The organism is Macrococcus carouselicus, assembly GCF_004359515.1.
GTDB classification, from domain to species: Bacteria; Bacillota; Bacilli; order Staphylococcales; family Staphylococcaceae; genus Macrococcus; species Macrococcus carouselicus.
The window spans coordinates 1-12,164 of the sequence record NZ_SCWD01000010.1 but is presented as its reverse complement, the minus strand read 5'-3'; the positions used below and the strand labels follow the sequence as shown (position 1 = coordinate 12,164).

Below are 12,164 nucleotides of genomic sequence, written 5' to 3'. Positions count from 1 at the left end.
GATCCGAGTAATGCTGAATATGAGTTTGGTGTGGTCAGGAAAGCGTTCAACAAAGCAAAGGACGAAGGCAAAGACATTCAGGCACATCTCATTGAACAGTCCTTTAAAGGCCGTGACATTGATCCTTTTGAAGTGAATCAGATGGGATATAAACTGGCCGAACGGCTGAATAAAGAACTCGGTGGTGGCTTTCAGGCTGTCGTCTATACACATGGCAATACGAACAATTATCATAATCATATTGTGTTTAATGCTGTGAATTTAGAGGATGGCCACAAATATCACTGTTATCAGGAAAAGAAGATCGTCGAACGCATCAATGATTCGGTTGTACAGGAACATGGTTATCCTGTCATTGAAAAGCATAAGGAACGTGGCACATCGGTCACAATTAAAGAGCAGAAACTCAAAGATAAAGGCGAATATATATGGAAAGATGATTTAAGAGCACGTATCGATCAGGCATTCGAAAAAACAAAGGATAGCCTTCATTTCGATTTAGAGCGCTTTAAGGCGCATCTAACCGATCTAGGTGTCAACATAAGGGAAAGATTCAATCAGAAGCAACAGATGACCCGTTTTTCATACGATTTTATCGACCGGGATGGTAAGAAACGTATCATACGTGAAAAAAATTTAGGAGTTGATTATGGTGCCGAGGGAATCAAATACGGATTGGAGCAGGAACGAGAATCTTATGAACGATTTAAACGACAATCAGGATTCACACCTCTCCCAACAGGTCGTACAGCTAACGTTGAAGTACCAGAAAGCAGAGATCGCATTCAACAGTATGCACGACAAGTACTTGACGCTCGTATCAGAGATGCAGGAGATGAAACGCTACAACGAGACACTCAAACAGGAGATGCGCACGGTCATCAACGAAAATCGAACACTCAAGACCGAACTTCAGAAGACCATCCAACACAGCCAGGACAAGATAGACGACATGACCGTGGTGGATTTGAACGCTGAAAGTCTTAGACGGGACGTCTTAACGGATCTGAAAAGAGAGATGAAGTCTGAAATAGAGATGCATCAGACGGAGCTGAATCATAGCTACCTCAGAACAAAGCTTATCCTGAACTATATCCCCGTCATCATCAGTTTGATCTTTGTGATATTCACCATCTATTATCTTATGACAGGGATGCATTAGGATGTTCACACTCCTTTATTATGGCATCCCTATCTGTATCGTTGCTTTGTGTCTCTATTTAATATTCGTATTGATGGCAAAACTTGAAGACCATCTCGCATCGTTAAGATTCACACTGCCTTTATCTGTGATGCTCTTCGGCATAGGGTTCACAATCAGTACATGGACGCCTTTATCACCGTTACCTTATTATCAGGCGCATCTACATGTACAGAAAGTCCAACAGCAGTCCAACATAGCTGAGACCTATCTGGATGGCTTAGTGGATAAAGGATTACTGAATACGACCGTGAAGAAGCATGTCACACATCAACATTTTTCAGTCGCACAGAAAAAAATCAGTCAGGTTGATGACCCTAAGAAACGCAAGGTACTGATGGATAAACACAGTGACTATCTATCAACGTATGAACATCAGAGCGGTGACAGGCTCATCCAAAAGCTTCAACTGGAACATCTCAGCACCTCTGAATATAGTAATCTGACTGCACAGGACTATGACAATGTCCGTTATCAGATTCAGCAACAAATTAAGACACCACGAACACAACAGTTTTTCCTGGAACGTGTTGAGAAGCTACAGAAACGACATGATCTCGAATATCAATCGGTCACACCCTAACTAGATGACAGCGTTATAGACATAGAAATCTTGTGCGATATATTCTCGAAGAATCCCGATGTAGTACGCTCTGTCACTCTTTATCTCAGCTTTCTGTCCGTGATAGACTTTTTTCTTCGTCTTAACAAGTGATTGTATCGCATAATTCATAATTTCAATGTGAGCTTCAGTGCTATAGATGTTGTTACCGATGGTTTCTTTGAGCATCACTTTATAAAAAGCCATGATTTCCTCATCACTAAAGAAAGGTTTAGCCACTTGATAGATTTCGTCAGGCACTTCCATCGGTTTGATACGGATATTTGAGTGTTTGATATTGTGAAATAAAACTTTTGAGTGTTTTTTATTTAGACGCTTTCTGTTACTTAAAAAGATATTTAATAGATTTAAAAAATATATAGTTTCCTTTTTTGCGCGAACATGTTGTAATGCTTGTTGTGACAGTGCTTTACCGGTCTTAATCATCTGATTAAGCGTGGACATTTTAGCGTGGACATTTTTTTCTTTAAGGATTTCATATTGCGTATACGTATTGATGCGATAGACATTTGCGCCGTTATTTTTACGTTTGCCACTAACCGTATGAATCTTCGTGATATAACCTTGTTCATCAAGATTTTTTAAAACACGGTAGACGGTTTTCTTGCTGATTTCGAGATAATCTGCGATGGTCTGAAGTTTTAGGTGAGAATAACCAATCACCTTTAAACTATGTTGTTTTAAAACGTTTAAAATGCGGTATTCAGTCTTTTTAAGATGACGATTGTATCGTTCAACCGTACGATCCATTGCGATGATTGTTTCAAAATTGTTTTCAAAGTCGTTCATGATGTAAGTCATTTCTATCATTCCTTTTTTAGATTTTAGGAACGAAAAAAGAGTACATGCCGGTCTTTTCCATGGCATGCACTCTTATGACGTATGTCAATTTTAATATTCTCTTAACTTACTCTTTAGATTTGTTTTATTGAAAATCTCTGAAAAATCGGGTATGATTAAAACATAATCTTAATAAGAGAAAGTTAAAAGAACATTCTAAAGTGTTTGCCGATGTACGCGATCGGTAAGCGATTAATAACTGTTGGCGCAGTTATTAATGCGGAGTGTTCTTTTTACGTTCAATTAAGTTAATTAAATTGTATATCTATTCCAAAAAAATAGCAAACAAAAATAGAGATTTTCTATTTTTGTTTGCCTAGTGTTAATTGATTATGTAATTACAATAAATTTGAAAAGACCCATAGAAGTGAAACAATATCAGCATACTTATAATGAGGTAATAAAGAATAAATATCTACAGCAAGTTGTCCGATATATTTTAAAATATATAAATTTCTGAAAAGAATCCTATTAATAATATAATTATTAATATAATAAAAAGTGACCATTTACGTGGTTCTTTTTCCATAAAACAGTACACCTCAATTCAAAAAGGAGTTTTAAAAATGCAATACATACAAACAAAAAGAACATGGATATTATCCACTAAAGAATATGATATCACTGATGATAATGAAAGAAAATTGGGAATTTGTCAAAGATATTATAATAGTAACTTTCAAAAGATTTTTTCATATATAGAGAAAAGAGATGGCTACTTAAACTATAAAATCTCCACAGAACATGAGTATAAAATTGAACAAGATAAAAAAGGTGGACTGTTAGATAAAACAAAATGGTCAATCTATAAAAATGGAGAAAAAATAGGTTCTTTACAATATAAATTTGATTTATCTAGAGAAAAAATGATATTAAATATATTAGATAAAGAGTATCTTTTAGATTCAAGTATTATCTCAAATAAAGTTTTACTTAAGGAAATAAAAGATGACAGTAATTTTTCACTACAGTTTTATGTTCATGATTTAGTTTATAGAAGAATGATTATTGATAAAATGATAGATGATTGGGAAATCTACTATCTTGCATTTTTAGTATTTGATAATTATAACTAGAATCTATTATTTCAGTTAGATTAAAAGTATAAACTTTTCATCACACTACTAATAGATTCATTCATCACATCTTGGTTAATTCCAATATACCTTAATGTCACGAATTGAGAAGAATGATTAAATAAATCCATCAATAAAGCGATGTCCTTCGTTTTTTTGTAATAATGGTAACCAAAGGTCTTACGCATCGAGTGTGTGCCGATTTCATTTAAATCGATTGATTTTGCTGAATGATTCAGGATTCTATAGGCTTGTACACGACTAATCGGCTTACTATTGCCATCAGAGTCTAGTTTATTGCTTTTAAACAGATAATCTTCGTCCTCTAGAAACTGAATATAACGATCAATATCCTCCTTTAGATGGTAAAGGGGGATTTGTTTCTGCTTACGGGTCTTCTGCTCTCTTAATTTTATTATGTAGTTCTTAATATCTTTTTTCTTCAGTCCCAACATGTCACTCACTCTTAGACCACAGTTAATACCTAAATTAAATAAAAAAACATCGCGTTCTGATCCATAATATGCAAGTGCTTCTTTCATTTCCTGTATCTTTTTCACGTCGCGAATCGGTTCCACGCTGTTCATAAAAATCACTCCTATATGATACGTATAATGTATTTGTTGTTATCATTATGATACCTTATTAAAGGCATAAAAATAAACCCCTTTGATGTCGGGGTTTATCATGTAACATAATTACCATTATGTTACATTCAAGGTGTAAGTATTATTAATAAATTAAATTTTCTTTCTCAATTATCTCTCTAAGTTTTTTAATACTAGAGTTAATCTTATTTTTCTCAATATAAGAGTATGAGAATCTAATGCTGTTTTTTTCCTTGTCAGAATAAATTTCACCAGGATGTATTAATAATCCTGCCTGTATACTGAACTGAAATAATTTCTTTATATCGACTTTTACATTAAATTTAAACCATATATAGAAAGAACCTTCAGTTTTATTCCATCTTCCTAAAGCACCTAAATATTCGTTCAAAGCATTTTCCATTATTTCTTTTCTATGAATGAGTTCAATTTTAATTTTATCGATATGTTTATCGTGATAATATTTTAGCCATTGAGTCGCTACAAACTGAGAGATAGAACTAGCACCATAATCATTTTGCATTTTTAAATCTGCAAGATGAGTAATAACTCGCTCATTTCCTATTATCCACCCTATTCTAAGTCCAGGACTTACAGTTTTAGAAAGACTGCCTAAATATAAAACATTATTACTTTCGTCTAACTCTTTTAAAGATTTAGGTGGATCGCCATTAAACCAAAGTTCACTATAAATATCATCTTCAACAATAGGGATACCTTTTGCTTTACATTGCTTTAATATACTTTCTTTCTCAGCAAGAGAGTAACTATTAGAAGTAGGGTTATGTAAGGTAGGATTAGAGTAAAATATACTGTTACTATAATCTTCATCTTCTTTAAAGATAGAATTGATATTATTTTTTATATAATCAATAGATAATGGTACTATTTTTGATTGTATTCTATGCCATGTTCTGATTGAGTTTATATACGATGGAGATTCTATTATTATTTTAGATTTAGGTATCAATAATCCATCAGATATTAATTTCAAACCCTGTAACGCTCCTGACGTGATACAAATCTCCTCTACTTCACAATGTATTCCTCTTTTATTTGCTAATCTCTTTACTTCTTCTCGTAATAGTATATTTCCTTTAGGAGCTTCATAATTGGTTGATAACTGGTCAAATACATCCTTATTAATAATCTCTTTAAATATATTGTTGGGTATCAATTCAGGTGAAAGTTCTCCGGTTCCCAAACGTATGATTCCTTCTACAAACTCACATCTATTGATTTCTTGTATATAAAATTGATTGTTCTTGGTAGGGCTGTTACCTATATAATTTTGCCAGCTTAAATTATTATGAACATACTCATTCCAACGACTGTTAGCAACATATATACCACTTCTTTCTCTACTTTCAAGAACACCATAACTTTTTAAGATATCAAGAACATTGATAATTGTTGTTCTATTAACACCAAATTTTTTGGCTAATATTCTTTGAGAAGGTAGTTTCATACCGACTTCTAGGCGACCTTCATTAATCTCTTTCAAAATATAATCAATAATGCCCTGATATTTGGTCTTATTCATAAATTACTCCTATCTGGTTGGCCTAAAAATTATATTTGGATGATTTCTTAACATTTAAAGTTATTTATCCTTCTAACTAAGGAGGGGAATTGTATATGACTAATAAAAAGCTTAAAAAAGCAGTATTTGCAAAAGAGATAATACAAGAGTTAAAGCCACTGTATCAGAAAAATAATTTTAGAAATGTCTTATGTATTCTAACAGATTGGTTGATAATAATTTCATCTGCCATTATATCTATTAAGTATGAAAATGTCATTCTATATATTTTGGCATTAATATTGATAGGTAGTAGAATGAGAGCATTTGATAATTTAATGCATGATGCATCACATCGTTTATTGTTTAAGAATAAATACATTAATAAGTGGGTTGCGTGTATCTTTGTTGCCTTCCCTATATTCACGAGTTTCACCGCATATTGTAATTCTCATTTTAAACATCACAGAAACTTGTGGGACGAAAAAGAAGACCCCGATACAATAAGGTATCGACTCGTAGGCTTAGATAAGCCACAAGAAAATACACAGAAGTTTATTAAAGATCATATCATAAAGGTACTCATGCTATTTCACGTACCAAAGTATATAATTGGAACAATAAAAGTTAATTTGTATACTAAAGAAGTTCCTAAATCTGAAATATGGATTAGAAACTTGATGTGGTTTTTGATTATTTTATCATCTATTATCTTTAACTTTTGGATCTATTTAATATTATATTGGTTCATTCCTATGCTTACCACTTTCCAAATTATTAGATATTGGGCTGAAATGGCAGAGCACTCTGGATTAAATAATGATTCCGAATTAACAGCTAGTAGAAACACATTTGGAAATTCTATAACAATATTTTTATTTCATCCACATCATGATAACTATCATCTAGTTCATCACCTTTTTCCAGCTATTCCTCATTACAATCTCAAAAAAGCACATATAATATTAATGAAGGATGAAGAATATCGCAAAGCGCATCATTGTACAGGATTTTTTAGAACAACATTGCCTGGTTTTTATAGTGTTGTAAAAGATATATGTACTCCAAATAGGGAGGTCAATTAGTATGATTCAAGCAACTCTACATGGATTCTTATTAGCATTGGGACTAATATTGCCATTAGGTGCTCAAAATGTATTTGTTTTTAATCAAGGTGCCAATCATAAGAGTTTAAAAAAATCTCTTCCAGTAGTGATAACTGCGGGATTGTGCGATACCCTGCTGATTTTGTTAGCAGTTTTAGGTGTGTCTTTGATTTTAAACCATTATCCATCTTTACAGCTAATTGTATATATTGTTGGCTTATTCTTTTTATTATATATGGCATGGTCGTTGTGGAATGAAAAACCGGCTGATGCAACTGATCAGCCACCTATGTCTGCAAAAAAACAGATAGGCTTTGCGATGTCTGTCTCTCTATTAAATCCTCATGCAATCATGGATACGATAGGTGTTATCGGAACTAGTGCATCAATTTATTCTAATGATGAAAAAGTAGCATTCACGATTGCGACTATTCTTGTATCCTGGATATGGTTTATCAGTCTAGCACTAATCGGAAAATTTGTTGGTAAAGTTGACAAATCGGGCAGATTCATTCTTATATTAAATAAACTATCAAGTGCCATAATCCTTATCGTGGCAATTTTAATTATAAAAAATATATATCAAATTATAAGTTAGCATGACTTACACGCTAAAAGTAAAAGAGCAAAGTATCTCTAAATTAATTAGATACTTTGCTCTTTTTGTTATGTAACAAAATTCCTATTGTGTTACATGATTGAGGATAAAAGAAAAGGCTAATCAATTTAATGATTAACCTTTTTTAGTCCCAATATCGTTGTTATGATAGCTGAAAAAATAATGTATGGAAAAAGTAGCGAAACTGCTAAGAAACCAATTGTCATACTTAGCCAAAATGAATCAAATTTATAATTTCCTATTTTCATCATAACACCCCACTAAAGTTTATATTAATTGTATCATACACATATAATAAATTCATTTTTCGACAAAGTAACATAAAATTACCATTGTGTTACATTTTCAGACAAATAAAAAAAGCAGTCACAGAAATATGACCGCTTAATTATTACTAAAAAATAACTTAATTTCTTCATCTTTGATAAAATAATATACCATTTTCCCATTTTTATAAAAATCAAGAACATCATTTTTATACAATAATCTAAGATGATGAGATGTAGAAGCCACACTCATATCTAGAATGATAGCAATATCACAGACACAAAGTTCTTTTTCACTCAGTAAAGACAATACAATTTTTAATTTTTTTTCATCGCATATTTTTTGAAAAATATTAAGTAATCTTTGCGACTTCTCAATTTTTAAAAAATCTAACGCTTTGTCCACTTTATCTTCATGAACACATACTATGTCACAAGTAATAGATTTATTCATTTAATTTCAACACCCTTATCTAAAATAAAAATTCTAAAATTGTTTGAATTGTTTTATTTTCTATGATAATAAACATTCCTAGTCCTATATAAATAACAGCCATTATCCAACGACTATACTTCTCAATAGTACCACCAATTCCAGGTATATTAGCAATTTTTTGAGCTGTAAAAACTAATACAAATATCAACACTAAAAATGTAATAAGTGTAACTATTAGATTTGACATATTAAGTGAAACAAAATATGGAACAAACAATCCAATGTTATCAGCACCACAACTTGCGATAGTCACTAATGCCACAGTTCCTATTAATTTTGATAATCCTTTTTTATCCAATTCTTTTTTTGCTCTTTTTTCACCAGCACAATCGTCATATAATGCTACTTTAACACCGAAATAAATTGGTATTATACCTAGCAATCCTAAGATCCATTTCTCTGGAACATAATTTAATACGAAAGCTAAAAATAAACTTACTAATATTAAAATAATAGAACCTAGATATTGTCCAATATAGATGTTTCTATATTCTTTCTTTGTGCTAGCTCTAGCAAAGAAAATTAATAAAATAACTAATAAGTCTACAGCAGTTGCTGTGTATAAAACAGTAGCAGTAATAATAGTTTGAAACATAAAAGCACATCATTCAAAAATTCATTTGAATGAAGCTTAACATATCCATCAGTAACATTCAAGTATATTTTTGAATGTTATTTTAACTCAATAATTTTTTAATATCACTTAAAGAAACGTGACAACAAGCCACCTTTTTTATTTGTCGTGCTATTACTTTCTTGCTTATCTTCTCTTAAATCTTTATAAAAGCTATCAACTTTATTTGTATCAGCTTGAGAAGTATCTTCTTTAATCTCATTCAATTCTAATTCAAGAGCCTTTATCTTATCATTCGATTGTAATTGTAATGACTGTTGATTGTGTAACAACTGTTGTTGTTGCTTAAGTAATGAGGTCAAGTCTTGCTTATCATCTTGCAATGATTGTATTTGTTTGTTTTTATCATCAATCATTTGTCTAAGAAGTTCTATTTTATTGTTATTGTTTGATACATCTTGAGTATCATTGTCTTGCTTTGAGCTACTATCATTATTTATTAGTTCAGATACATCTACATTCAATGACTTAGCTTTATTATTGAGTATTCTATTTTTAATTGCTTCAACATCATCAGCACTTGAAACATACAAAGTATTGTCTTGCTTAGTCAGTTCTATTTCCAATTTTTTAGCATTATTAAACACAGTTTGTTTACTTACATTCAATTCATTAGCAAGATCAATACACGATTTCATTTTATCAATCCTTTATCAATAGTTTGTTAAACGTTTGCCTAATTATATCTAAACTTATTAATCCTTTGACAATCATTTGTTAAGTATCTCAAAGACAATTATATCAATACATCTACCTTAATCAAATGCAATTATTTATTAAGTTATTCATGACGTGTTAGACAACACTTGATCAAATACTATATTATTTTATCAAGTTTTTGCCAATGATTTGTTAAAGCTTAGCACAGACAACGTACAAGCAACGATAATGTATTTGAATGGTTGTAAAGTCCTAAAGTAGTTTAAAGGCTTGTCAGAACGCTTTATTACTCTTATACGGTCCTATTTATGTGTTTATTCAGTAATATTTCTTAGTTATAATTAAAAAAATAAAAGATTGAGGTGATTATATGTCTGAGGAAAAAACAGAGGTAAAAAGAAAGTTTGGTTTTTATCATCGCAAAGGTGAAAAGATTAAAATTGTTTTTACTGACGGAAAAGCTATCACTGGAACATATTTATTTGCACCACAGTATGAGATTATTATCGAAACAGAAGATGGACGAGAAATAACGATTTTTAAACATGCTGTAAAGTATGTCTATGTCATTGATTAGTTTTACAAAGAAAATTGAATGAGATATAATAAAGTTAACAAGTAGAAATTCCATGGAAACACCGAACCCCCTAACTGCTGGGAACAGTTAGGGGGTTTTTTTAGGTGCTGGTATGCCGTCTTACGACTTACGCTGATCTAACCAGTGAGAAAACAACATAAGAATGACACCGACAATAATCGGTGCGATTACGTTAACAAGTAAAAAATCCATGGAGATCACCTCCTTCCATAAGATCTCGCCTATGGAAGTGAAGACGGCTTACTCATTATATCGAATTACGATGATTTCTTCTATAGTGCTTACCTTACCCATTTTATCTCTCAAAAACACGTGGCATAATAAGGGTAACGATAAACATCAGGAGGATATACGATGACAAATATTGATTATGAAAAAGAACTTCAGGCATTAGAAGAAAAAAAGAAACAACTCTTAAAAGAAAAGCGTGAAAAAGATAAGAAAGAACTTCAGACCTTAAAAGCAGTCTTTGGTAAAGACTTCCCAAGAAAGGAGAACGGTAAATTCATCTCGTTGGATGAATTCAAACAGAATTATATGATTGCACATAAAGATCATTCAGGGATCGATCAGAATCAGTTCAGTGCTGTTCAGAATGAACTGAATCAGTTAAAAAAGAATTTAAATGCCATTGCGGATGCAATGGACGATTCAAGAGGCTACTGGCATATTAATGATTTAAAGGGGTTAACGAACTGGTTATCAAAGTTTAGAACGAAGGGCTAAAATTTGATAACCAGTCTTACAAAAGATACTGGTATGCAGTATCTTTTGTATCGAATTGATTGGATTAGGATGACGTAAGTAGTCATCCTAATCCAATCAATTCGGAGATGTTTTCTATAAAAATTCATCCAAATATCATATGATGCTTGGATGGATTTTTGTATTTTATATCATCTGTGTATTTCGAAGAAATAGACGATGATATAAAACGAAAGGGTTAAGGGAAAAGCTTTCCCCTTACAAGGAGGTGAATGATAATTTGCGAAGCAAATGTATACATTCGCACTGCTTGACCAAAACATTTTTTACAATTTATGGTATAATTGAGATAAACGTAGTGATAAAAAAATTGGACATAAATGTTTTGTGTTCTTGTGATGTGATGGCTGTTGTTAATCTAAAATGCGAGCGAATAGTGAGTCATTTTGATTTACAACAATCGTGTGAATGTCTGTGACCGAATAGGGAACAGTCTGAACCGATACATCATATCACTTCGTCACGGAGTGGCGTAAAAAATAACGAATGGACATGAGCTATTTTTTACAGAATGGAGGGACGAACAAGTGAGCGAGACAAAGAAAAAATCAAAGATTATTTCTTTTCGAGTGAACGCAGATGAATATGATGTGATCGCTGGTACAGCTTCAAGTGCCAACTTGAACATCACATCATATTTAAAGGCGCGCGCATTAGGAGGTAAGATACATCGACCATTAATGAAGTCAGAAGATATTCAAAGTATCTTACCACCACTTTCAAGGCTTTCAGGAGAAATCAGTCGTGTCGGCAATAATATGAATCAATCGACACGAGCCTTAAAAATCTTATCAAGAGAAACCTTTTTAGGACAACATGAAATGAATGAGGTTAAAAAGCTGACTGAGGAATTCAATGCATTAAAACAAGAATTCGAACAGCTACAGAGTGAGGTGCATCAGATATGGCACAAACTAAAGTAGCGTCGTCTAAAAGTGCCACTGCATCCATTAAATATGGACGTGATGGTAAGGACAAAGAGACATCCGAAAAGAAGTGTATTGCGATGTCTGGTATCAACTGTGATCCGAGTAATGCTGAATATGAGTTTGGTGTGGTCAGGAAAGCGTTCAACAAAGCAAAGGACGAAGGCAAAGACATTCAGGCACATCTCATTGAACAGTCCTTTAAAGGCCGTGACATTGATCCTT

The 12,164-nt window shown here is 32.3% G+C and carries 16 protein-coding genes and 1 pseudogene; 10 read left to right on the top strand and 7 right to left on the bottom strand.

All coding sequences use genetic code 11. The features are described 5' to 3' along the window. The 3 genes from ERX40_RS10970 to ERX40_RS10960 all read left to right on the top strand — a co-directional run. A partial coding sequence (locus ERX40_RS10970; RefSeq protein ID WP_133418537.1) for a relaxase/mobilization nuclease domain-containing protein occupies positions 1-978 on the top strand: 978 nt, incomplete at its 5' end. Beyond that, positions 968-1,162 (top strand): hypothetical protein, encoded by a 195-nt coding sequence (locus tag ERX40_RS10965; RefSeq protein ID WP_157819772.1) that lies wholly within the window; start codon positions 968-970, stop codon positions 1,160-1,162. The genes ERX40_RS10970 and ERX40_RS10965, both read left to right, overlap by 11 nt. Positions 1,163-1,235: 73 nt before the next feature. Next, positions 1,236-1,784 carry a hypothetical protein gene (locus tag ERX40_RS10960; RefSeq protein WP_243713058.1) on the top strand — a complete coding sequence of 183 codons (549 nt, stop codon included), beginning with the start codon at positions 1,236-1,238 and terminating at the stop codon, positions 1,782-1,784. Here ERX40_RS10960 and ERX40_RS10955 read toward each other — a convergent pair whose 3' ends face one another. Continuing rightward, positions 1,785-2,612, bottom strand: coding sequence for a helix-turn-helix domain-containing protein (locus ERX40_RS10955; RefSeq protein ID WP_165980760.1), 828 nt, complete (start codon positions 2,610-2,612; stop codon positions 1,785-1,787). Between the two features lie 617 nt (positions 2,613-3,229). Between ERX40_RS10955 and ERX40_RS10950 the strand changes: the two genes are divergently transcribed. Continuing rightward, on the top strand, positions 3,230-3,739 hold the full coding sequence (locus tag ERX40_RS10950) for a tubby C-terminal domain-like protein (protein WP_133418533.1): 510 nt from the start codon (positions 3,230-3,232) through the stop codon (positions 3,737-3,739). Positions 3,740-3,759: 20 nt separating this feature from the next. Here the strand turns inward: ERX40_RS10950 and ERX40_RS10945 are convergent, their stop codons facing one another. Together ERX40_RS10945 and ERX40_RS10940 are read right to left on the bottom strand one after the other, a co-directional pair. Further along, positions 3,760-4,326, bottom strand: coding sequence for a tyrosine-type recombinase/integrase (locus tag ERX40_RS10945; protein ID WP_133418532.1), 567 nt, complete (start codon positions 4,324-4,326; stop codon positions 3,760-3,762). A gap of 145 nt (positions 4,327-4,471) precedes the next feature. After that, a complete protein-coding gene (locus ERX40_RS10940) occupies positions 4,472-5,890 on the bottom strand; it encodes an aminotransferase-like domain-containing protein (RefSeq protein WP_133418531.1) in 1,419 nt (472 codons plus the stop codon). Positions 5,891-5,985: 95 nt separating this feature from the next. Here ERX40_RS10940 and ERX40_RS10935 point away from each other — a divergent pair, with 95 nt between their 5' ends. Both ERX40_RS10935 and ERX40_RS10930 read left to right on the top strand, forming a co-directional pair. Continuing rightward, positions 5,986-6,954 carry a fatty acid desaturase family protein gene (locus ERX40_RS10935; RefSeq protein WP_133418530.1) on the top strand — a complete coding sequence of 323 codons (969 nt, stop codon included), beginning with the start codon at positions 5,986-5,988 and terminating at the stop codon, positions 6,952-6,954. Position 6,955: 1 nt separating this feature from the next. Then, positions 6,956-7,573: a LysE/ArgO family amino acid transporter gene (locus ERX40_RS10930; protein WP_133418529.1), complete on the top strand. Its 618-nt coding sequence runs from the start codon at positions 6,956-6,958 to the stop codon at positions 7,571-7,573. Between the two features lie 405 nt (positions 7,574-7,978). Here ERX40_RS10930 and ERX40_RS10925 read toward each other — a convergent pair whose 3' ends face one another. The 3 genes from ERX40_RS10925 to ERX40_RS10915 form a co-directional block, all read right to left on the bottom strand. Then, a complete protein-coding gene (locus tag ERX40_RS10925; RefSeq protein ID WP_133418528.1) occupies positions 7,979-8,314 on the bottom strand; it encodes an ArsR/SmtB family transcription factor in 336 nt (111 codons plus the stop codon). Positions 8,315-8,333: 19 nt separating this feature from the next. After that, entirely contained in the window at positions 8,334-8,951 is a 618-nt protein-coding gene (locus tag ERX40_RS10920) for a CadD family cadmium resistance transporter (protein WP_133418527.1), read from the bottom strand. Between the two features lie 104 nt (positions 8,952-9,055). Continuing rightward, complete coding sequence (locus ERX40_RS10915; RefSeq protein ID WP_133418526.1) at positions 9,056-9,628, bottom strand: hypothetical protein; 573 nt, start codon at positions 9,626-9,628, stop codon at positions 9,056-9,058. Positions 9,629-10,020: 392 nt separating this feature from the next. Between ERX40_RS10915 and ERX40_RS10910 the strand changes: the two genes are divergently transcribed. After that, complete coding sequence (locus ERX40_RS10910; RefSeq protein ID WP_133418525.1) at positions 10,021-10,227, top strand: hypothetical protein; 207 nt, start codon at positions 10,021-10,023, stop codon at positions 10,225-10,227. A 120-nt stretch (positions 10,228-10,347) separates the two neighbouring features. Here the strand turns inward: ERX40_RS10910 and ERX40_RS10905 are convergent, their stop codons facing one another. Next, positions 10,348-10,440: a type I toxin-antitoxin system Fst family toxin gene (locus ERX40_RS10905; RefSeq protein ID WP_133418524.1), complete on the bottom strand. Its 93-nt coding sequence runs from the start codon at positions 10,438-10,440 to the stop codon at positions 10,348-10,350. A 162-nt stretch (positions 10,441-10,602) separates the two neighbouring features. Between ERX40_RS10905 and ERX40_RS10900 the strand changes: the two genes are divergently transcribed. The 3 genes and pseudogenes from ERX40_RS10900 to ERX40_RS10890 all read left to right on the top strand — a co-directional run. After that, positions 10,603-10,974, top strand: a complete 372-nt coding sequence (locus ERX40_RS10900; protein WP_133418523.1) for a hypothetical protein — start codon at positions 10,603-10,605, stop codon at positions 10,972-10,974. A gap of 566 nt (positions 10,975-11,540) precedes the next feature. Then, the gene (locus ERX40_RS11365; protein ID WP_165980759.1) at positions 11,541-11,936 is read left to right on the top strand and encodes a plasmid mobilization protein; all 396 of its coding nucleotides are present in this window, start codon (positions 11,541-11,543) and stop codon (positions 11,934-11,936) included. Next, positions 11,918-12,164, top strand: a pseudogene (locus ERX40_RS10890) (relaxase/mobilization nuclease domain-containing protein); the annotation flags it as partial. The gene ERX40_RS11365 and the pseudogene ERX40_RS10890, both read left to right, overlap by 19 nt.

Excerpts from the sequence above, each read along its gene's own strand:
- ERX40_RS10955 (WP_165980760.1), bottom strand. The coding sequence starts at position 2,612 with ATGAACGACTTTGAAAACAATTTTGAAACAATCATCGCAATGGATCGT.
- ERX40_RS10900 (WP_133418523.1), top strand. The coding sequence starts at position 10,603 with ATGACAAATATTGATTATGAAAAAGAACTTCAGGCATTAGAAGAAAAA.
- ERX40_RS10960 (WP_243713058.1), top strand. The coding sequence starts at position 1,236 with ATGGCAAAACTTGAAGACCATCTCGCATCGTTAAGATTCACACTGCCT.
- ERX40_RS10920 (WP_133418527.1), bottom strand. The coding sequence starts at position 8,951 with ATGTTTCAAACTATTATTACTGCTACTGTTTTATACACAGCAACTGCT.
- ERX40_RS10945 (WP_133418532.1), bottom strand. The coding sequence starts at position 4,326 with ATGAACAGCGTGGAACCGATTCGCGACGTGAAAAAGATACAGGAAATG.
- ERX40_RS10925 (WP_133418528.1), bottom strand. The coding sequence starts at position 8,314 with ATGAATAAATCTATTACTTGTGACATAGTATGTGTTCATGAAGATAAA.
- ERX40_RS10950 (WP_133418533.1), top strand. The coding sequence starts at position 3,230 with ATGCAATACATACAAACAAAAAGAACATGGATATTATCCACTAAAGAA.
- ERX40_RS10930 (WP_133418529.1), top strand. The coding sequence starts at position 6,956 with ATGATTCAAGCAACTCTACATGGATTCTTATTAGCATTGGGACTAATA.
- ERX40_RS10910 (WP_133418525.1), top strand. The coding sequence starts at position 10,021 with ATGTCTGAGGAAAAAACAGAGGTAAAAAGAAAGTTTGGTTTTTATCAT.
- ERX40_RS10940 (WP_133418531.1), bottom strand. The coding sequence starts at position 5,890 with ATGAATAAGACCAAATATCAGGGCATTATTGATTATATTTTGAAAGAG.
- ERX40_RS10935 (WP_133418530.1), top strand. The coding sequence starts at position 5,986 with ATGACTAATAAAAAGCTTAAAAAAGCAGTATTTGCAAAAGAGATAATA.
- ERX40_RS10905 (WP_133418524.1), bottom strand. The coding sequence starts at position 10,440 with ATGGATTTTTTACTTGTTAACGTAATCGCACCGATTATTGTCGGTGTC.
- ERX40_RS10915 (WP_133418526.1), bottom strand. The coding sequence starts at position 9,628 with ATGAAATCGTGTATTGATCTTGCTAATGAATTGAATGTAAGTAAACAA.